The following is a 20,197-nucleotide window of genomic DNA, read 5'->3' as shown; positions in this document are numbered from 1 at the left end:
GACAAGACGAAACAGCGGGGGTGGGAGAGTAAAAAAACTGGTTTTTGACTTGAATGCGGTAGCGACTGTGCGATCGAGCGCCGCCCGCGCGGCGCATCGCGGATGAATCCGCTCCTACATTCGTTTCGGGCCAGTCCATCCTGTGAAAGCACCGCTGTACGCCTTGTTTGTACGACTCGATACCGAGGTTTACAGCCAAGGGCGCGAATCCCACAGAAATAATTGGCCCGAAACAAACGTAGGAGCGGATTCATCCGCGATGCGCCGCGCGGGCGGCGCTCGATCTGGCAGGCGCTGCAGTGCTCAAGCGCACCCAGCTATCAGATATCCCAAACCACATTGATGGCAAAGTTACGCCCCGGCATGGTCAGGCGGTCGAGGTTGGCCGGTTGGGTCACACCCGCTTCACCCTGGCCGTCGTAGCCGCGCACCGAATCCCACTGCCAGTACTTCTTGTCGGTCAGGTTGTACAGGCCAGCGTTCACCGTCACATCGTCGGTCACCTTGTAGAAGCCGCTCAGGTCCAGCACACCGTAGCCCGGAGTGCGGAACTGAGAGCTCTGGCCATCGGGGGCGAAGAAGGTGGTGTCGTCGACGCGGGTCTTGCGCTTGACCAGCGTCCAGCTGAGCAGGCCGCCGTAGTTCGGCTGCTCGTAACCCAGGCCGAACACGCCGGTCAGCGGGTTGACGCTGTTCAACGGCTGGCCATTGTCATCGTTGCGGCCATGGGCGTAAGCGATCGAGCCCTGGGTGTAGAGGCCCTCAGGCGCACCGAAATGGTCGAGGTTGAGACGGCCCTTGACCTCGGCACCCTTGATGGTGGCGTGCTTGATGTTGTTGGCCTGGAAGGTGGTTTCCAGGTTGGCCGACTGCACGGCATCTTCGTCGATGAAGTCGCGGTACTTGTTGTAGAACACCGCAGCACTGAAATTACCGGCATCGAAGTTGCCGCGCAGGCCTGTCTCGTAGCTCTTGCTCTTCTCCGGTTCAAGGCCTGGGTTGCCTTGCACCACATAACCTTCAGCCTGGTTCTCGAAGCGGCCGTACATCGACTTGGCGGTCGGCGTGCGGAAGCCTTCGGCGTATTGGCCGTACCAGGTGTAGTTGTCGTTGAAGGCGTAGGTCAGGCCGAATTTCGGCGACACGCGGTGCCACTTCTTGTCCGAGTCGTCGAGGCTGCCAGGGGCTGCGCCGGAGCCCTGGATGCCACGCAGGAATTCGTCGGTGAACTTCGGTTCCATGCGCGTGTAGTCGTAGCGGGCGCCTGGCAGGAAGGTCCAGTTGTTCCAGCGGATTTCATCCTGCACGAACAGGCTGTAGGTGTTGACGGTCGGGTCCGGGAAGTCGCTGACCAGGGCCTGGCCATCTGCTGGGCGGTTGGCGCCTGCTGCGGAACAACCTGAGCCAACGGCCAGGCAAGTGCCAGTGCCGCTGCGTGAACCGGTTATCTTCTCGTGCTTGAGCGTGGTGCCGTAGGTCAGCAGGTGGTCGGTGGCGCCGATGCTGAAGGCTTTGTCCAGCTGGGCGTCGAATACCCACTGGCGATCCTTGTAAGTCGTGTCGCGGGTACGGAGCACCTGGCGGCCAGGCGGCGCGTAAATTTCATCGGTGTGCTGATCAGTCTTGGCGATCTGGTAGTTCAGACTCCACTTCATATGGTCGGCGACCAGCGAGTCCAGACCAAATTCGTGGTTGATGCCGAAGCGTTCGCGGGTGACAGTGTCGTTGCCACTACGCGCCTTGTAGTAACCCATGCCACCAAAGCCTGGAACGAACGGCCCACCTACGGCGCTGAGGATATTCTGGTCGCGATCATCCTTGTAGCGTTCGTAGGTCAAGCCCAGGCGCGCGTCGTCGGCGTAGTTCCAGCCGAGCTTGGCCAGCACGTTGGTGGTGCGCACGTCTTCCGGGTTGGCTTCGGTGCGCGACAGGCCGGTGCCGCCATGCTCGCCGTAGGATTCGGTTTCGTGGCCGTTGCGCTGGCTCACGTGCAACAGGCCATCAAAGTCGCCCTGGCGGCCGGCCACGGTGGCGGAGGTCAGCCAGCTGTCGTCAGCCGAGCTGTAGCCGGTCTTCAGGCGGGCGCCAACGTCCTTGCCGGGCTTGATGATGTCGTCCGGGTCGAGGGTGAAGTAGCTCACCGCACCGCCGATGGCGTTGCTGCCGTACAACACCGAGGCGGGGCCGCGCAGGATTTCGACGCGCTTGACGATCTCGGGGTCGACGTAATTACGCTGAGTCTGGGCGTACGGGCCGTAGAAGAAGCTGTCGGGAATCGACACGCCGTCGATCTGCGTCAGGATGCGCTCGCCGTCGATACCGCGGATGTTGTAGCCGTTCAGGCCGCTGCGCTGACCGGTGCCGCCAACCGATACACCCGGCTCGTAACGCACCAGTTCCTGGATGTTGCTGACGTTCTGTCGGTCCAGTTCTTCGCGGGTATGCACGCTGACGGTGCTCGGCACCTGGCTGACATCCTGGGCGCTACGGGTAGCACTGACGGTCATCTGCTGCAGGGCGATGGCGTTGCCGGCCGATTGGCGTTCGAGCACCACATTGCCATTGCTGATCTTGCGATAGCCCAGGCCGGTGCCTTGCAGCAGTTGTCTCAAGGCCGCTTCCGGAGGCAGCGAACCGCGTACGCCGGGCGAAGCCACGCCATCGGCCAGTTCGGCGCTGAAGCCGACCTGCCAGCCAGTCACCTGGCTGAAGGCATTGATTGCCTCGACCAGGGGCTGTTGAGCGATGCTGAAGCGGTAGTCGCCCATGCGCGGGCTGCTCGCCTGGGCCGGCTCCACGGCCAGCGCCGGCAGGCTGCAGGCACCGCTGGCGAGAAGCGCCAGGGTCAGCAGAGACAGTTGGCCGGTACGGCGGGGAAGGGTGGACGGGCGAGTAAGACCTGTGGACATCGAAAGCGCTCCCTGACGCGCGAACTGTTATAGGTGATGACCGTTCTTGTTTTCAAACAAGAATCAGTTGCATTGGCTATAACGAGACGGGCGGGGCGGCGCGATCGCGTAAAAATAATTGACAGGTCAGTTGATGATGACCACGGCGGGGTATTCGTGCAGTTGCGCCGAAGTGATGTGGGCCAGGGCGCGCAAGGTCTCCAGCGGCTGGTCGAGGCGATAGTTGCCGGTCACCGCCATGTCGTCGAGTTGGGCGTTGCGGTTGATGATCCAGCCCGGGTAATAGCGGCGCACTTCGGCCAACACCTGGCTCAGCGGGCAGTTCTCGAACACCAGGCGGCCATCGACCCAGGCCAGGTCCTTGTGCATGTCCGGGCGCTGGCGCTGGCCGAAGCCCTGCGGGCCGACGCTGATGCTGTCACCGGCGCTCAGGCGGATACGCTGGTCGCTGGCGGCCTGCAGGTCGACATCGCCGCGTTGCACGCGCACCTGTGCCTCGCCATCGAGGTAGCGCACGGCAAAGTCGGTGTCGCGCACCTGTGCTCGCAGCGGCCCGGCTTGGACTTCCAGGGGCGGCTGGGCACCGCCTGGCACCTGGAAGTAGGCCTCGCCTTGCAGCAGGCGCGCTACCTGGCGACCTTCGCGCAGGTCACTGGCGAAGGCCGAGTTGGTGTTGAGCAACACCTTGGCGCCGTCATCGAGTTGCAGGCGCTGGCGCTCGCCCACCACCGTCAGATGATCGGCCTGCAGGCGCATCGGCAGGTTGCCCACGGTGAACAACCCAACCAGCAGCACGGCGGCGGTTGCCAGAGGTTTCCAGTGGCTGCGCAGGCGCCCGCGCAGGGAGCGGCGCCGGCCTTGATGCATGTGCGTGGCGGCCTGGCGCAGCGGCGTGCCGTTCCACAGCGCCTCGGCTTCGACGTAGGCCTCGGCGTTTTCTGGCGCGGCGCTGAGCCACTGCTCGAAGGCCAGGGTATCGGCTTCGGTCGCGCACTGCAGGCGTACCAGCCAATCCAGCGCCTCGTCCATCGCACGGGCGCGGGCGTGAGGCCCGGCAGTCGGCGGGCGAGGGGCGGGGCTGTCGGTCACGGTGAATCCTTGAAATGATTTTTCCGAATGATCACGGCTATGGCGCAGCGTGGCAAGCGCTTCGCCGCATTCGGCCGGCCAGCGGTCGCCTCACTTGAGGCGATCGGCGACACCCATGCAGATGGCCATGATCAGTTTCAGTTCCTTCTGCACCGTGCTGGCCGAGACATCCAGTTGCTCGGCGATCTCCAGGTAACTCGCGCCATGCAGGCGGCTGAGGATGAAAATACGCTGCTGGCGTTCGGTCAGTTGGTTGAGGCTGACGCTCAGGTGCTTGAGCAACTGTTCGGCGTGGGCGGCATCCTCGCTGCTACTCAGTGGCGCAGCGACGTTGTGGAGGATCTCGTCGGGCACATCGTCGACCAGCATGCGCGATTGCACCCGGCGCGTGCGCAGATGATCCAAGGCCAGATTGCGGGCAGTCTGGAACACGAAAGGTTCGAGATGCTCGATAGGCCGTTCGCCCAACGCGCGCGATACCCTCAGGTAGGTTTCCTGCAGCAGGTCCTCAGCGGTGCTGGGGTTGCCGACCATGCGCTGCAAAGTGCGCAGCAATGAAAGGCGCTGGACGAGGAAGATGGAGTTGAACCGGGACTGACTCACGGGAGAACCTGGCCGACGAAAGGTTAATGATAATGCTTATCATCTTGCCTATTGGTCAAGCCCGGAAGTGTTAGGAAAAGGTAAAGATTGTAGTTCCATGCCTGCCCTATCGCCGACATGCCGGCGATAGGGCGAATGCGGATCAGCGAGCGCTGCACAACGCCAGGCAGTTATCCAGCATGCGGTTGGAGAAGCCCCACTCGTTGTCATACCAGGCCAGCACCTTGAGCATCTTGCCGTTGGCGCGGGTGTGATTGGCGTCGAAGATCGACGACAGCGGGTTGTGGTTGAAGTCGCATGACACCAGCGGCAGCGCGTTGTAGCCGAGCACCTTGGAATGCTGGCTGGCTTCGAGGAACAGCTGGTTGACCTGCTCGACCGTGGCTTCGCGCTTGAGGTTGACGGTGAGGTCGACCAGCGACACGTTGATTACCGGCACGCGCACTGCCATGCCGGTCAGTTTGCCGGCCAGCTCCGGCAACACCAGGCCCACGGCTTCGGCGGCACCGGTCTTGCTCGGGATCATCGACTGGGTGGCCGAACGCGCCCGGTACGGGTCGCTATGGTAGACATCGGTCAGCACCTGGTCATTGGTATAGGCGTGAATGGTGGTCATCAACCCTTGTTCGATGCCGAACTCGCGGTGCAGCACCTGGGCGATCGGCGCCAGGCAGTTGGTGGTGCAGGAGGCGCTGGAAATGATCTGGTGCGACGACCGCAGGACGTCGTGGTTGACCCCGAACACCACCGTGGCATCCACCCCCTTGCCCGGCGCCGAGACGATCACCTTGCCAGCCCCCGCCGCCAGGTGCGCGGCGGCCTTGGCGCGGTCGGTGAACAGCCCGGTGCATTCGAACACCACGTCGATCGCTTCAGCCTTCCAGGGCAGTTCGGCCGGGTTGCGGATGGCGCTGACTGCAATGCGGTCACCATTGACCGTCAGGCTCTCGTGATCGGCCTCGACCGATGCATCGAAAATACCGTGCACGCTGTCGTACTTGAGCAGGTGGGCGTTCATCGCGCTGTCGCCCAGGTCGTTGATGGCGACGACCTGCAGGTCATGGCGGTAGCCTTGGGTATAGAGTGCGCGCAGGACATTGCGCCCGATGCGGCCGAATCCGTTGATGGCGATGCGTAGGGTCATGGCAGTACCTCTGGCAGTCCGAGTGAAACCTGTGGCACAAAGAAGCTTCACTGAAACGGTTTTGTTGTTGGAATTACAAGATTATTCACTGAGCGATAGAAAACAAGCCTTTTTACTGGCAGTATTTTGTTTAAATATACAACGAGTGGTCGGGTCAGCCGCCTCCTCGATGCGCAGGGCCTCTTACACTGGAGCCTAGGCCGCAATCGTTTGGAGGGGAAATGCCCGGTAAACCGCCCTTACCGTTAGCCTGGAGTCCCGTACATGCACCCGCGCATCCTTGAGGTCACCCAACGGCTGGTTGAACGCAGCCGTGCCACCCGTGAACGCTACCTGCAGCTGATTCGCGGCGCGGCCAGTGACGGACCCATGCGGGCCAGCCTGCAGTGCGCCAACTTCGCCCACGGCGTGGCCGGGTGTGGCGCCGACGACAAGCAGAACCTGCGGCTGATGAACGCCGCCAACGTGGCCATCGTCTCGGCCTACAACGACATGCTCTCGGCGCACCAGCCCTATGTGCACTTCCCCGACCAGATCAAGCAGGCCCTGCGCGAGGTCGGCTCGGTCGGCCAGTTCGCCGGTGGCGTGCCGGCCATGTGCGATGGCGTGACCCAGGGCGAGCCAGGCATGGAGCTGGCCATCGCCAGCCGCGAGGTGATCGCCATGTCCACGGCGGTGGCGCTGTCGCACAACATGTTCGACGCCGCGCTGATGCTCGGCATCTGCGACAAGATCGTCCCTGGCTTGATGATGGGCGCGCTGCGTTTCGGTCACCTGCCGACTATTTTCGTGCCGGGCGGCCCGATGGTTTCTGGCATCTCCAACAAGCAGAAGGCCGACGTGCGCCAACGCTACGCCGAAGGCAAGGCCAGCCGCGAGGAACTGCTGGACTCGGAGATGAAGTCCTATCACAGCCCCGGCACCTGCACCTTCTACGGCACTGCCAACACCAACCAGCTGGTGATGGAAGTGATGGGCCTGCACCTGCCCGGCGCCTCGTTCGTCAACCCGTACACGCCGCTGCGCGACGCGCTCACCGCCGAGGCCGCGCAGCAGGTCACGCGCATGACCAAGGCCAGTGGCAGCTTCATGCCGCTGGGCGAAATCGTCGATGAAAAGGCGCTGGTCAACTCGATTGTTGCCTTGCACGCCACTGGCGGCTCGACCAACCACACTCTGCACATCCCGGCGATTGCTCAAGCGGCGGGTATTCAGCTCACCTGGCAGGACATGGCCGACCTGTCCGAGGTGGTGCCTACCCTGTCCCATGTCTACCCCAACGGCAAAGCCGACATCAACCACTTCCAGGCTGCTGGTGGCATGGCGTTCCTGATCCGCGAGCTGCTCGATGCCGGCCTGCTGCACGAAGATGTCAACACTGTGGCCGGCCACGGCCTGCGCCGCTACACCCAGGAGCCGTTCCTCGACAATGGCAAGCTGGTCTGGCGCGATGGCCCGCAGCACAGCCTGGACGAAGATATCCTGCGCCCAGTGGCGCGCCCCTTCTCGGCCGAAGGCGGCCTGCGGGTGATGGAAGGCAACCTCGGCCGCGGCGTGATGAAAGTGTCCGCAGTCGCCCCCGAACATCAAGTGGTGGAAGCTCCGGCACGGGTTTTCCAGGACCAGCACTCGCTGGCCGAAGCGTTCAAGGCAGGCGAGCTGGAGTGCGACTTCGTCGCTGTGGTGCGCTTCCAGGGCCCGCGTTGCAATGGCATGCCCGAGCTGCACAAGCTGACGCCGTTCCTCGGGGTGCTGCAGGACCGTGGCTACAAGGTCGCGCTGGTCACCGACGGGCGCATGTCCGGTGCTTCGGGCAAGATCCCCGCGGCCATTCACGTTTGCCCCGAAGCCTTCGACGGTGGCCCGCTGGCGCGGGTGCGCGATGGTGATATGGTGCGAGTCGATGGTGTCGAAGGCACGCTGCGGGTGATGGTGTCGGCCGAGGAACTGGCCAGCCGTGACCTGCCGCCAGCCCCCCAGGGCAACGACCTGGGTTGCGGGCGCGAGCTGTTCGGCTTCATGCGCATGGCGTTCAGCCCGGCCGAACAGGGCGCGAGCGCCTTCACTTCGGCTCTGGAGAACCTCAAATGAAGGACCTGCTGGTTGGCGACATCGGTGGCACCAATGCCCGTTTTGCGTTGTGGCGTGACAACCAGCTGTATCAGGTAAAGGTGTTCGCCACTGCCGACTACACCAGCCCTGAACAGGCCATCGAGGCCTACCTGCACGATCAGGGCATCGCGCGCGGCGGTTTGTCGGCGGTATGCCTGGCCGTCGCCGGGCCGGTCGACGGCGATGAGTTTCGCTTCACCAACAACCATTGGCGGCTCAGCCGCAGCGCGTTCTGCAAGACCTTGCAGGTCGAGCGGCTGCTGCTGATCAACGACTTCTCGGCCATGGCCCTGGGCATGACCCGCCTGCAACAGGGCGAGTACCGCGAAGTTTGCGCTGGCCAGGCCGACCCGCTGCGGCCGGCGCTGGTCATTGGCCCAGGCACCGGCCTTGGCGTCGGCAGCCTGCTGCGCCTTGGTGAGCGCCATTGGCAAGCACTGCCGGGCGAGGGTGGCCACGTCGACCTGCCGGTGGGCAACGCCCGCGAAGCGGCGATCCACCAGCAGATTCACAGCCAGATCGGCCATGTCAGTGCCGAGACCGTGCTCAGCGGCGGCGGCCTTGTGCGCCTGTACCAAGCCATCTGCGCGCTGGACGGTGATACACCGCGACACAAAACGCCAGCGCAGATCACCGATGCCGCCCTGGGCGGCGAACCACGGGCGTTGGCGGTGATCGAGCAGTTCTGCCGCTTCCTTGGACGTGTGGCCGGTAACAATGTGCTGACCCTGGGCGCGCGCGGCGGGGTTTATATTGTCGGCGGTGTGATTCCACGCTTCGCCGAACTGTTCCTCGGAAGCGGATTTGCCGCGAGCTTTGCCGACAAGGGTTGCATGAGCGGGTATTTCGCCGGAGTGCCGGTGTGGCTGGTGACAGCGGAATTCTCTGGACTGCTGGGCGCGGGGGTGGCATTACAGCAGACGCTGGATCACTGATGCGTGGCTGGGGCCGCTTTGTAGCCCCGTAGCAGGCACCGAAGACCTGTGACAAAAAACAAGAGGGCGGGACACCTTGAGCACTGCCGGAAAATCGATCCTGATGGTCGACGACGATCAGGAAATCCGCGAACTGCTGCAAACCTACCTGAGCCGCGCCGGCTTCCAGGTGCATGCCGCAGCCGACGGCCAGGGCTTTCGCCATGCCCTGGAAAACACCTCCTGCGACCTGGTCATTCTCGATGTGATGTTGCCCGACGAAGATGGCTTCAGCCTGTGTCGCTGGGTGCGCCAGCACCCGCGCCAGTCGCGGGTGCCGATCATCATGCTGACTGCCAGCTCCGACGAGGCCGACCGGGTCATCGGCCTGGAGCTGGGCGCTGACGACTACCTGGGCAAGCCGTTCAGCCCGCGCGAGCTACAGGCGCGGATCAAGGCCCTGCTGCGCCGCGCCGAGTTCGGCCAGGCCGCACCGGCCAGCTCGGTCCTGGCCTTCGACGACTGGCGCCTGGACACGGTGAGCCACCGGCTGTTCCACCGTGACGGCGAAGAAGTGATCCTGTCCGGTGCCGATTTCGCCTTGCTCAAGCTGTTTCTCGATAACCCTCAACAGATCCTCGACCGTGACACCATTGGCAACGCCACCCGTGGCCGTGAACCGATGCCACTGGACCGTATCGTCGACATGGCGGTCAGCCGCCTGCGCCAGCGCCTGCGCGATACCGACAAGCCGCCACGGCTGATCCGCACCGTGCGCGGCAGTGGTTACCTGCTGGCTGCGAATGTCTGCTGCGCTTCCTGAGCGGCGCTGGCGCCTGCTGCCACGTTCGCTGCTGGGGCGCATGCTACTGCTGACCCTGTTGGTGGTGCTGCTCGCACAGGGGCTGTCGAGCATCATCTGGGTCGCCCAACTGCGCGCCAGCCAGCTGCAGGGCCTGCGCGCCAGTGCCGGCAGCCTGGCGCATTCGATGAGCGCCAGTGTCAGCTACTTCCGCTCATTGCCGGTGGCCTACCGGCCGATGGTGCTTGACCAGCTACGCAGCATGGGCGGCACGCGCTTCTTCGTTTCGCTCAACGACAAGCCGCTGGACATGCCAGTGTTACCCATCACGCCCCGCAAGCAGGCGGTCATCGACGTGTTTCAGCAGGTACTGCATGAGCGCCTCGGCGCGCAGATGGAAATTTCCGTCGAGTTCGTCGGGCCTGATGACTTGCGCATCTTCAACAGCGGTTTGAAACTCGATGAGCTGCCGCGCTCCTGGGCCCATTACTCGCTGACCCTGGAACCTCTCAATCCGCCGGTGCTGGTCACGCAGATTCGCCTGGGCGAGGGCGAGTGGCTGTACATCGCCTCGCTGCTGCCCGAGCCCTACACCAGCCTCGAAGCCGAGCGCCTGCCGCGCCAGCAGATCGGTTTCATCTTCCTGACCACCGCCTTGCTGCTGCTGTTCATCGGCCTGCTGGTGCACTGGCAGAGCCGTCCACTCAAGCGCCTGGCGCGGGCTGCGCGCGAGCTGTCGTTGGGTGCCGATGTTGCGCCGGTGGCCGAAGGCGGCGGCAGCGAAGTGGTCGAGGTCGGGCGCGCCTTCAACAGCATGCGCGAGCGCATCAGCCGATACCTCACCGAGCGCAGCCAGCTGTTCAGTGCCATTTCCCACGACCTGCGCACGCCGATCACGCGCTTGCGCCTGCGTGTGGAGCTGCTGGAGGACGAGCGTATGCAGGCCAAGTTCAGTCAGGACCTGGATGAGCTTGAGCTGTTGGTCAAGGGTGCTCTGCAGTGTGTGAAAGACACCGACATCCACGAGAACATCGAGCCGGTCGACCTCAACCAGGTGCTGGACATCCTCGCCGAACCTTACGTGCGCGACGGCCGCATCACCGTCGAAGGCCAGGCACTGGCGCCGTATCCGGGCAAGCCGCTGGCGTTGCGACGCTGTATTGGCAACCTGATCGACAATGCCATCAAGTATGGCGAGCGGGCGTGTTTGCGGGTCATCGACAGTGCCGATGGCTTTGTTCTGCAAGTGGATGACAACGGTCCCGGCGTGCCGCAACAGCAGCAAGAGCAAGTATTCGAGCCGCATTTCAGGCTGGCTGGGCAGCAGCAGGGTTACGGGTTGGGGCTTGGGATTGCGCGCAACATCGCCCACAGTCATGGCGGTGAGGTCAGCCTGTTGAACTTGCGCGAGGGTGGGTTGCGGGTGACGCTTTATCTGCCGCGAGGCATGGATTGACTTGTCACAGATCAGTGACATACCCGCGGGCCTTCGTGACATCCCAGCCAGGACGGCTGGCTAAAATCTGCAAACCTCTGGCATGGAAGTAGCGGGTGCATGAACGACATCGACTCCCCGGAACATATCGCCTGGCTCAGCGCCGAGGGCAGGCGATTGCTGTCATTCGCCCAGGCCGCGCAAGTCCCTGACGGCTTCGCTGGCCTGGATGCCCAGGGTACGTTGCCGCCCTCGGCCGTCGCCGACGCCCTCATTACCGCCCGTATGCTCCACAGCTTCGCCCTGGCGCATATTCAGGGTGAGCCCGGCTGCCGAACGCTTGTTGAGCATGGCGTGCAGGCGCTGCGCGGGCCATTGCGCGACGCCATTCACGGTGGCTGGATCAGCGATGACGGCAAGGCCGCCTATCTGCACGCCTTCGTCGCGCTCGCCGCCAGCTCCGCAGTGGTGGCGCGGGCATCGGGTGCGCAAGGCTTGCTGGTGGACGCGATCCGGGTGATCGAGGAACGATTCTGGAGCGAGGAGGAGGGCGCGATGCGTGAATCCTTCTCCAGCGACTGGTTGCAGGCTGAAGCCTACCGTGGCGCCAACAGCAACATGCACGCCACCGAGGCGTTCCTCGCCCTGGCGGATGTCACCGGCGATAGGATCTGGCTGGAACGCGCGCTGAGCATCGTCGAGCGCATCATCCATGGCCATGCCGCTGCCAATGACTACAGGGTCGTCGAGCATTTCGATGTGCACTGGCAACCCTTGCTCGATTACAACCGGGATAACCCCGCCGATCACTTCCGGCCCTATGGCGCCACACCCGGTCATGCATTTGAGTGGGCGCGGCTAGTGTTGCACCTGGAGGCGGCGCGGCGCCTGGCCGGGCTGAATACCCCGGAGTGGCTGCTGGGCAGCGCCCGCGGCCTGTTCGCCAGCGCCTGCCAGCAGGCGTGGCACGTCGACGGCGGCGAAGGCATCGTCTACACCCTGGATTGGGACAACCAACCGAAGGTGCGCGAGCGCCTGCACTGGGTGCACGCCGAGGCCTGCGCCAGCGCCGCGGCACTGTTGCGGCGTACCGGCGAGCCAGACTATGCGCGCTGGTACCGCTGCTTCTGGGCTTTCATCGACAGCCATTTCATCGACCGCGCAGCCGGCAGTTGGCACCACGAACTTGACCCTGCCAACCGACCTGCCGCGACGATCTGGGCTGGCAAGCCCGACCTTTATCACGCTTACCAGGCCGTTTTGCTGCCCACACTGCCCTTGGCGCCAAGCCTGGCCACCGCGCTCGCACGCAATGTAACCAAACGATGACATTCACGCATCGCTTCGTTACCTGGCGCAGCGGGCACTCTGATTAGACTCCATGCAATGCAAGCGACCGACTTGCCCGGCATAACAACAAGAAAGGTATTCCGATGAATTCGACTCTCCGCCTCGCTGCCGCGATCTCTCTCGCCTCCCTGTTCCCGCTCAGTGCCTTCGCCGCCGACTCCAAAGGCAGTGTCGAGGTGGTGCACTGGTGGACGTCCGGTGGTGAAAAAGCGGCTGTCGACGTGCTCAAGGCCCAGGTCGAGAAAGACGGCTTTACCTGGAAAGACGGCGCCGTTGCGGGTGGCGGTGGCGCCACTGCCATGACCGTGCTCAAAAGCCGCGCCGTGGCCGGTAACCCACCAGGCGTCGCTCAGATCAAAGGGCCGGACATCCAGGACTGGGCCTCTACAGGCTTGCTCGATACCGAGGTGCTCAAGGACGTTGCCAAAGAAGAGAAATGGGACACGCTGCTTGATAAGAAAGTCGCCGACACCGTGAAGTACGAAGGCGACTACGTAGCCGTGCCGGTGAACATCCACCGCATCAACTGGCTGTGGATCAATCCGGAAGTGTTCAAGAAGGCCGGCATCGACAAGGCGCCGACCACGCTCGACGAGTTCTACGCCGCCGCCGACAAACTCAAGGCCGCAGGTTTCATCCCGCTCGCCCATGGCGGCCAGCCGTGGCAGGACAGCACCGTATTCGAAAGCGTTGTGCTGTCGGTGATGGGCGCGGATGGGTACAAGAAAGCGCTGGTCGACCTCGATGAAGCGACGCTGACCGGGCCGCAGATGGTCAAGTCGCTTACCGAGCTGAAGAAGGTCGCCACCTACATGGACCCGGACGGCAAGGGCCAGGACTGGAACCTGGAAGCGGCCAAGGTCATCAACGGCAAGGCCGGCATGCAGATCATGGGCGACTGGGCCAAAAGCGAATGGACCCTGGCCAAGAAGACCGCAGGCAAGGATTACCAGTGCGTGCCGTTCCCGGGTACCGAAAAGGCCTTCCTGTACAACATCGACTCGCTGGTGGTGTTCAAGCAGAACGACAAGGGCACTGCCGCTGGCCAGCAAGACATCGCCAGAAAAGTGCTCGGCCAGGATTTCCAGAAAGTCTTCAGCACCAACAAGGGCTCCATCCCGGTGCGCAACGACATGCTCGCCGACATGAACAGCTATGGCTTCGACGCCTGCGCCCAGGCTTCCGCCAAGGACTTCATGGCCGACGCCAAGACCGGTGGCCTGCATCCAAGCATGGCGCACAACATGGCCACCACGCTGGCCGTGCAGGGTGCGTTCTTCGATGTGGTGACCAACTACATCAACGACCCCAAGGCCGATCCTGCCGATGCGGCGAAGAAGCTGGCGGCGGCGATCAAGTCGGCCAAGTAGGCCTCTTCGCGGGGCAAGTCGCATCGGCGAACCGCCGCTCCCACAGGTCTGGTGCCATGCCCAGAACCTGTGGTGAGTAGGGGACTCTGTGGGAGCGGGCTTGACCCGCGAAGCGGTGCGAAGCACCGCCCATACACTGGACTACTATTCCATGACTACAACCACCGCCCAACTGCGGGCCTCACCCCTGGACGCTCTACAGCGCTGGCTACCAAAGCTGGTGCTGGCGCCGAGCATGTTCATCGTCCTGGTAGGCTTCTACGGCTACATCCTGTGGACCTTCGTCCTCTCCTTCACCACCTCGACCTTCCTGCCGACCTACAAATGGGCGGGCCTGGCGCAATACGCCCGGCTGTTCGACAACGACCGCTGGTGGGTCGCCAGCAAGAACCTGCTGGTATTCGGCGGCTTGTTCATCGCCATCAGCCTGGCCATCGGCGTGTTCCTGGCGGTGTTGCTTGACCAACGCATCCGCCGCGAAGGCTTCATTCGCACCATTTACCTCTACCCGATGGCATTGTCGATGATCGTCACCGGCACCGCCTGGAAGTGGCTGCTCAACCCCGGCATGGGCCTGGACAAACTGCTGCGTGACTGGGGCTGGGAAGGCTTTCGACTGGACTGGCTGATCGACCCGGATCGGGTGGTGTATTGCCTGGTGATCGCCGCCGTGTGGCAGGCCTCGGGCTTCATCATGGCGATGTTCCTCGCCGGCCTGCGCGGCGTCGACCAGTCGATCATCCGCGCTGCGCAAATGGATGGCGCCAGCCTGCCGCGCATTTACTGGACCGTGGTGCTGCCGAGCCTGCGCCCGGTGTTCTTCAGCTCGCTGATGATCCTTTCGCACATTGCGATCAAAAGCTTCGACCTGGTGGCGGCGATGACCGCCGGCGGCCCGGGGTACTCGTCCGACCTGCCGGCGATGTTCATGTACTCGTTCACCTTCAGCCGCGGCCAGATGGGCATGGGCTCGGCCAGCGCCATCCTCATGCTCGGGGCGATCCTGGCGATCCTCGTGCCTTACCTGTACTCGGAATTGAGGAGCAAACGCCATGCATAGCCCTGCCGACAAACCGGCGTTGAGCCTCAGCCGCATCGCCATCCATGCCGTGCTGCTGCTGGCTGTGCTGCTGTACCTGGTGCCGCTGGTGGTCATGCTGCTGACCAGCTTCAAAACCCCCGAAGACATCAGCACCGGCAACCTGCTGAGCTGGCCGACCGTGGTCAGCGGCATCGGCTGGGTAAAGGCCTGGGGTACCGTCAACGGCTACTTCTGGAACTCGATCATGATCACCGTACCAGCGGTGTTGATCTCCACCGCCATTGGCGCGCTGAACGGCTATGTGCTCTCGATGTGGCGATTCCGAGGTTCGCAGCTGTTCTTCGGCCTGCTGCTATTCGGCTGCTTCCTGCCGTTCCAGACCGTGCTGCTGCCGGCTTCGTTCACCCTCGGCAAGTTGGGCCTGGCCAGCACCACCAGCGGCCTGGTGCTGGTGCATGTGGTCTACGGCCTGGCCTTCACCACGCTGTTTTTCCGCAATTTCTACGTGAGCATTCCCGACGCCCTGGTCAAGGCCGCACGCCTGGACGGTGCCGGGTTCTTCACCATCTTCCGCCGCATCATCCTGCCGATGTCGACGCCGATCATCATGGTCTGCCTGATCTGGCAGTTCACCCAGATCTGGAACGACTTCCTGTTCGGGGTGGTGTTTTCCAGCGGCGACTCGCAACCGATCACCGTGGCCCTGAACAACCTGGTCAACACCAGCACCGGGGCCAAGGAATACAACGTCGACATGGCGGCGGCGATGATCGCCGGCCTGCCAACCCTGCTGGTCTATGTGGTGGCAGGCAAGTATTTCGTCCGCGGCCTCAGTGCCGGCGCCGTCAAGGGGTAAGTCATGGCAACGCTTGAAATTCGCAATGTGAACAAGACCTATGGCAGCGGCCTGCCAGACACCCTCAAGGACATCCAATTGTCGATCAGGGACGGCGAGTTCCTGATCCTGGTCGGCCCATCGGGCTGTGGCAAATCGACCTTGATGAACTGCATCGCCGGCCTTGAGAACATCACCGGCGGCGCGATCCTGATCGATGAGCAGGACGTCAGCGGCATGAGCCCCAAAGACCGTGACATCGCCATGGTGTTCCAGTCCTACGCGCTGTACCCGACCATGACTGTGCGCGAGAACATCGAGTTTGGCCTGAAGATCCGCAAGATGCCGCAAGCAGCCATCGAAGAGGAAGTCGCGCGGGTGGCCAAGCTGCTGCAGATCGAGCACTTGCTGGCGCGCAAACCGGCGCAGTTGTCCGGTGGCCAACAGCAGCGCGTGGCCATGGGCCGGGCGTTGGCGCGGCGGCCGAAGATCTACCTGTTCGATGAGCCGCTGTCCAACCTCGACGCCAAGCTGCGGGTCGAGATGCGCACCGAAATGAAACTGATGCACCAGCGCCTGAAGACCACCACGGTGTACGTCACCCACGACCAGATCGAGGCCATGACCCTGGGCGACAAGGTGGCGGTGATGAAGGACGGCATCATCCAGCAGTTCGGCACTCCGCAGCAAATCTACAACGACCCGGCCAACCAGTTCGTCGCCAGCTTTATCGGCTCGCCGCCGATGAACTTCATTCCCGTGCGCCTGGCCAAACGGGACGGGCGCCTGCTGGCCCTGCTCGACAGCGGCCAGGCGCGTTGCGAGCTGCCGCTGGGTGTGGCCAGCGACGAGCTGGACGGCCGCGAGATCATCCTCGGCATCCGCCCCGAGCAAATCACCCTGGGCACGGGGGAGGGCAATGGCCTGCCGGGCATTCGCGCCGAGGTGCAGGTGACCGAGCCGACCGGGCCGGACCTTTTGGTATTCGTCACCCTCAACCAGACCAAGGTGTGCTGCCGCCTGGCGCCAGACGTGGCGTGTCGGGTCGGTGACAGCTTGAACCTGCAATTCGACCCGGCGCGGGTGCTGCTGTTCGACGCCGCCAGCGGCGAGCGCCTGGACCTGAACACTGCCAACGTTTCAGTGAAGGACAACGTCACCCGCCTCAAGGGCCGTTGAAACGTCTACACCATCAATAAGAAAAAAGAGGACGCAAAGGGATGGAACAGCGCAATCGCATCAAGACCTTGGGCTCACTGGCCTTGCTTGCCGTGGTCGGCAGCAGCGGGGCTCAGGCCGCCGAGGCCTTCTCCAGCGAGTCGAAATGGATGACCGGCGACTGGGGCGGCGCCCGCACCGAGCTGCTGGAAAAAGGCTATGACTTCACTCTCGATTACGTGGGCGAGGTGGCCGGCAACCTCAACGGTGGCTACAACGACGACAAGACCGCGCGCTACAGCGACCAGTTCGCCCTTGGCGCGCACCTGGACCTGCAGAAAATTTTCGGCTGGCACGATGCCGAATTCAAATTGGCGATCACCGAGCGCAGCGGCCGCAACCTGTCCAACGACCGCATCAGTGACCCGCGCGCCGGCCAGTTCAGTTCGGTGCAGGAAGTGTGGGGCCGCGGCCAGACCTGGCGGTTGACCCAGATGTGGATCAAGCAGAAGTACTTCGACGGTGCCCTGGATGTGAAATTCGGCCGCTTCGGCGAGGGCGAGGACTTCAACAGCTTCCCATGCGACTTCCAGAACCTGGCCTTCTGCGGCTCGCAGGTGGGCAACTGGGTTGGCGGCATCTGGTACAACTGGCCGGTCAGCCAATGGGCGCTGCGGGTCAAGTACAACATCACGCCGGAATTCTTCGTCCAGGTCGGCGCCTTCGAGCAGAACCCATCGAACCTGGAAACCGGTAACGGCTTCAAGCTCAGTGGCAGCGGCACCAAAGGCGCGATCCTGCCGGTGGAGGCGGTGTGGTCCCCGCAGGTGAATGGCCTGCCGGGTGAGTACCGCCTGGGCTATTACTACAGCACTGCCGATGCTGAAGATGTCTACGAGGACGTCAATGGCAACCCGCAAGGCATCAGCGGTGCTGGCTTCAAATCCCACTCCAGCAAGCATGGCTGGTGGGTGGTGGCGCAGCAGCAGGTCACCGCCCATGGCGGCGATGCAAGCCGCGGCCTCAGCCTGTTTGCCAACTTCACCGTGCATGACAAGGCCACCAACGTGGTCGACAACTACCAGCAGGTCGGCCTGGTCTACAAGGGTGCATTCGATGCTCGGCCCAAGGATGACATCGGCTTCGGCGTGGCCCGCATCCACGTGAACGACGACGTGAAGAAGCGCGCTGAACAGCTCAACGCGCAGAGCGGCATCAACGATTACGACAACCCAGGCTTCGTGCCGCTGCAGCGCACCGAGTACAACGCCGAGCTGTACTACGGCTTCCACGTCACTAACTGGCTGACCGTTCGCCCCAACCTGCAGTACATCAAGAGCCCCGGCGGTGTGGATGAAGTGGACAACGCGCTGGTCGCTGGCTTGAAGATTCAGTCGTCATTCTGAGGCCAATTGTTGTAAATTTACGCCAATCCACTATCGGCTCCCGGCACCCACTGGCTTGCAGTGGTTGTCGGGGATAGGTCGAGACAGCGCTATCTCAAACAACAAGAGCTCTGAACCATGCCTGAACATCCGCTCCATCGCTTCTTTTCCGCACAGAGGCCAAGGCCGACATTCGAGTGGGAGCGTTACCAGCAGCGCGATGTACTGATCATCGATCACCCCAAATGCCAGGCGGTATTCAGCCGCCAGGGCGCGCAGTTGCTGCACTTCCAGCCGGCCGGTGAGCGGCCCTGGCTGTGGTGTGCCGAGCAGTGGCCCCAGGTGGGGGCGATCCGTGGTGGCGTGCCGGTGTGCTGGCCCTGGTACGGCCGTCATCCCAGCGAAGACCTGTGGCCGGCTCACGGCTGGGCACGTTTGCTGGACTGGAAGCTGGTCGACAGCCGCGAGGACGAAGAGGGCGTGAGCCTGAAGTGGCGCCTGGACCTGTGCGATTGGCAGGTTGACCTACATGCCCGGCTGGGCAGCCGCATGGAGCTGAGCCTGAGCACCGAGCACCAGGACAGCGAACCCTGCCAGTTGAGTCATGCGCTGCTGGCCTATTGGCGTATCAGTGACGTGTCCGAGATAGCGCTGTCTGGGCTTGAAGATATCGAGGGTTACGATCGCTTGAGTCGGCAGGCTTGCCGCCAGGACGGCGCCTTGAAGCTCAAGGGCGGCTGCCAAAAGGTCTACCCCGGCACGCCAAGGGTGCAGTTGCAGGACCCGGCGTGGCAGCGCGAGCTGTGCATCGACACCGGTGACAGCGACGACACTGTGGTGTGGCACCCTGGTAACCGGCCTCTGATGGGCGTGAGCGGGCGTGAAAGCCAGGGCTTCGTCTGCGTCGAGGCGGCCAGCGGCAGTGGCGAGGGTCTGAGCCTGGCGCCGGGGCAGCGCGCCCACCTGCGGCTGCAGGCGCACCGGCTCAGCTGAGTTCGTCGTCTTCGACTGGATAGCGGCTGGCGTTCAGGCTCTCCTTGATCTTGCGCAGGTGCGGCTGGAAGTCCACGCCCCGGCGCAGGGTCATGCCGGTGGCCAAGACGTCGAGCACGGTCAGCTGGATGATCCGCGAAGTCATCGGCATGTAGATGTCGGTGTCTTCGGGCAGCGGAATGTGCAGACTCAGGCTGCAGGCCTGGGCCAACGGCGAACCGGCAGCGGTCAGGCCGAGCACCGAGGCGCCGTTCTCGCGTGCCAGGCGCGCCACCTCGACCAGTTCGCGGGTGCGGCCGGTGTAGGAGATGATCACGAACAGGTCGCCGGTGTGCGCCACCGAGGCCAGCATGCGCTGCATGAGTACGTCGGCATGGGCCGACACCGCCAGGTTGAAGCGGAAGAACTTGTGCTGCGCGTCCAGGGCCACCGGGGCCGAGGCGCCGAGGCCGAAGAAATGGATCTGCCGGGCCTGGATCATCATGTCCACGGCGCGGCTGACCTGTTGCGGGTCGAGCTGCTGGCAGGCACTGTCGAGCGAGGCGATGGCGCTGGCGAAGATCTTCTGGGTGTAGGCCGCCGGGTCATCGTCGGCTTCCACCGCGCGGCTGACGTAGGCGGCGCCGCTGGCCAGGCTCTGCGCCAGTTGCAATTTGAGCTCTGGGTAGCCGCTGACGCCGAACGAGCGGCAGAAACGGTTGACGGTCGGCTCGCTGACCTTGGCCGCCTGGGCCAGCGCGGCAATGCTGAAACGGGTGGCTTGTTGCGGGTTGAGCAGAATGACTTCGGCGACTTTGCGTTCGGCCTTGTTCAGCTCGTCGAGGCGTCCCTGGATCTGTTCCAGGAGGTTTCGCACGCGGTCCATGGGTGTGTCCTTGGGTCGGGAAGACAGCCGGCTGGCGCAGCAGCAGGCTTTTTGCACGGTCGTCTATCGTACTGGCGGTACGGGTGGCGCACCACTTGTCTGTAACACATGTGTGTAATGTTGTGGTTTTTACTACATTATTCCTTGAAAACCGTAAGTGAAAGCGGTATTCCTAGACCAACTTTAGGAAA

Annotated in this window: 16 protein-coding genes; 11 read left to right on the top strand and 5 right to left on the bottom strand. The window is 63.4% G+C overall.

The genetic code is table 11. The annotated features are described in order from the left end of the window. Positions 1-320: 320 nt before the first annotated feature. The 4 genes from ACIQUF_RS09510 to gap form a co-directional block, all read right to left on the bottom strand. A complete protein-coding gene (locus ACIQUF_RS09510; protein WP_403130923.1) occupies positions 321-2,909 on the bottom strand; it encodes a TonB-dependent receptor in 2,589 nt (862 codons plus the stop codon). 126 nt (positions 2,910-3,035) lie between these two features. Continuing rightward, positions 3,036-3,998 (bottom strand): FecR family protein, encoded by a 963-nt coding sequence (locus ACIQUF_RS09505; RefSeq protein ID WP_403130922.1) that lies wholly within the window; start codon positions 3,996-3,998, stop codon positions 3,036-3,038. Between the two features lie 90 nt (positions 3,999-4,088). Beyond that, on the bottom strand, positions 4,089-4,601 hold the full coding sequence (locus ACIQUF_RS09500; RefSeq protein ID WP_403130921.1) for an RNA polymerase sigma factor: 513 nt from the start codon (positions 4,599-4,601) through the stop codon (positions 4,089-4,091). 142 nt (positions 4,602-4,743) lie between these two features. Beyond that, the gene (gene gap, locus ACIQUF_RS09495; protein WP_403130918.1) at positions 4,744-5,745 is read right to left on the bottom strand and encodes a type I glyceraldehyde-3-phosphate dehydrogenase; all 1,002 of its coding nucleotides are present in this window, start codon (positions 5,743-5,745) and stop codon (positions 4,744-4,746) included. Positions 5,746-6,009: 264 nt separating this feature from the next. Here gap and edd point away from each other — a divergent pair, with 264 nt between their 5' ends. The 11 genes from edd to ACIQUF_RS09440 all read left to right on the top strand — a co-directional run bounded on the left by edd (position 6,010) and on the right by ACIQUF_RS09440 (position 19,141). Further along, on the top strand, positions 6,010-7,836 hold the full coding sequence (gene edd / locus ACIQUF_RS09490; RefSeq protein WP_403130916.1) for a phosphogluconate dehydratase: 1,827 nt from the start codon (positions 6,010-6,012) through the stop codon (positions 7,834-7,836). Further along, a complete protein-coding gene (locus ACIQUF_RS09485; RefSeq protein WP_403130915.1) occupies positions 7,833-8,792 on the top strand; it encodes a glucokinase in 960 nt (319 codons plus the stop codon). The genes edd and ACIQUF_RS09485 overlap by 4 nt, the downstream gene beginning before the upstream one ends. Before the next feature lie 76 nt (positions 8,793-8,868). Further along, entirely contained in the window at positions 8,869-9,594 is a 726-nt protein-coding gene (gltR, locus tag ACIQUF_RS09480) for a two-component system response regulator GltR (RefSeq protein ID WP_403130912.1), read from the top strand. Beyond that, positions 9,575-11,029 carry an ATP-binding protein gene (locus ACIQUF_RS09475; RefSeq protein ID WP_403130910.1) on the top strand — a complete coding sequence of 485 codons (1,455 nt, stop codon included), beginning with the start codon at positions 9,575-9,577 and terminating at the stop codon, positions 11,027-11,029. Before gltR ends, ACIQUF_RS09475 begins: the two co-directional genes overlap by 20 nt. Positions 11,030-11,128: 99 nt before the next feature. Then, positions 11,129-12,337 carry an AGE family epimerase/isomerase gene (locus ACIQUF_RS09470; RefSeq protein WP_403130908.1) on the top strand — a complete coding sequence of 403 codons (1,209 nt, stop codon included), beginning with the start codon at positions 11,129-11,131 and terminating at the stop codon, positions 12,335-12,337. A gap of 104 nt (positions 12,338-12,441) precedes the next feature. Continuing rightward, on the top strand, positions 12,442-13,728 hold the full coding sequence (locus ACIQUF_RS09465; protein WP_403130906.1) for an ABC transporter substrate-binding protein: 1,287 nt from the start codon (positions 12,442-12,444) through the stop codon (positions 13,726-13,728). A 151-nt stretch (positions 13,729-13,879) separates the two neighbouring features. Continuing rightward, on the top strand, positions 13,880-14,788 hold the full coding sequence (locus ACIQUF_RS09460) for a carbohydrate ABC transporter permease (protein ID WP_403130904.1): 909 nt from the start codon (positions 13,880-13,882) through the stop codon (positions 14,786-14,788). Next, a complete protein-coding gene (locus ACIQUF_RS09455; RefSeq protein WP_403130902.1) occupies positions 14,781-15,626 on the top strand; it encodes a carbohydrate ABC transporter permease in 846 nt (281 codons plus the stop codon). The genes ACIQUF_RS09460 and ACIQUF_RS09455 overlap by 8 nt, the downstream gene beginning before the upstream one ends. Positions 15,627-15,629: 3 nt before the next feature. Beyond that, the gene (locus ACIQUF_RS09450) at positions 15,630-16,784 is read left to right on the top strand and encodes an ABC transporter ATP-binding protein (RefSeq protein WP_403130899.1); all 1,155 of its coding nucleotides are present in this window, start codon (positions 15,630-15,632) and stop codon (positions 16,782-16,784) included. A gap of 41 nt (positions 16,785-16,825) precedes the next feature. Further along, complete coding sequence (locus ACIQUF_RS09445; RefSeq protein ID WP_403130897.1) at positions 16,826-18,169, top strand: carbohydrate porin; 1,344 nt, start codon at positions 16,826-16,828, stop codon at positions 18,167-18,169. A 117-nt stretch (positions 18,170-18,286) separates the two neighbouring features. Then, positions 18,287-19,141, top strand: coding sequence for a D-hexose-6-phosphate mutarotase (locus ACIQUF_RS09440; protein ID WP_403130895.1), 855 nt, complete (start codon positions 18,287-18,289; stop codon positions 19,139-19,141). Here the strand turns inward: ACIQUF_RS09440 and hexR are convergent. After that, positions 19,134-19,997, bottom strand: a complete 864-nt coding sequence (gene hexR / locus ACIQUF_RS09435) for a DNA-binding transcriptional regulator HexR (RefSeq protein ID WP_400798063.1) — start codon at positions 19,995-19,997, stop codon at positions 19,134-19,136. The genes ACIQUF_RS09440 and hexR overlap by 8 nt on opposite strands. Positions 19,998-20,197 lie beyond the last annotated feature (200 nt).

The sequence above is a fragment of the Pseudomonas sp. NPDC090233 genome (assembly GCF_044772285.1).
Classification (GTDB): Bacteria; Pseudomonadota; Gammaproteobacteria; order Pseudomonadales; family Pseudomonadaceae; genus Aquipseudomonas.
The sequence above is the reverse complement of the archived record's forward strand: the minus strand, read 5'-3'. Positions and strand labels throughout refer to the sequence as shown.

Coding starts and splice junctions, on each gene's coding strand:
- ACIQUF_RS09440 (WP_403130895.1), top strand. CDS start 18,287: ATGCCTGAACATCCGCTCCATCGCTTCTTTTCCGCACAGAGGCCAAGG.
- ACIQUF_RS09485 (WP_403130915.1), top strand. CDS start 7,833: ATGAAGGACCTGCTGGTTGGCGACATCGGTGGCACCAATGCCCGTTTT.
- ACIQUF_RS09460 (WP_403130904.1), top strand. CDS start 13,880: ATGACTACAACCACCGCCCAACTGCGGGCCTCACCCCTGGACGCTCTA.
- ACIQUF_RS09455 (WP_403130902.1), top strand. CDS start 14,781: ATGCATAGCCCTGCCGACAAACCGGCGTTGAGCCTCAGCCGCATCGCC.
- ACIQUF_RS09470 (WP_403130908.1), top strand. CDS start 11,129: ATGAACGACATCGACTCCCCGGAACATATCGCCTGGCTCAGCGCCGAG.
- ACIQUF_RS09510 (WP_403130923.1), bottom strand. CDS start 2,909: ATGTCCACAGGTCTTACTCGCCCGTCCACCCTTCCCCGCCGTACCGGC.
- ACIQUF_RS09445 (WP_403130897.1), top strand. CDS start 16,826: ATGGAACAGCGCAATCGCATCAAGACCTTGGGCTCACTGGCCTTGCTT.
- gap (WP_403130918.1), bottom strand. CDS start 5,745: ATGACCCTACGCATCGCCATCAACGGATTCGGCCGCATCGGGCGCAAT.
- ACIQUF_RS09475 (WP_403130910.1), top strand. CDS start 9,575: ATGTCTGCTGCGCTTCCTGAGCGGCGCTGGCGCCTGCTGCCACGTTCG.
- edd (WP_403130916.1), top strand. CDS start 6,010: ATGCACCCGCGCATCCTTGAGGTCACCCAACGGCTGGTTGAACGCAGC.
- ACIQUF_RS09465 (WP_403130906.1), top strand. CDS start 12,442: ATGAATTCGACTCTCCGCCTCGCTGCCGCGATCTCTCTCGCCTCCCTG.
- ACIQUF_RS09450 (WP_403130899.1), top strand. CDS start 15,630: ATGGCAACGCTTGAAATTCGCAATGTGAACAAGACCTATGGCAGCGGC.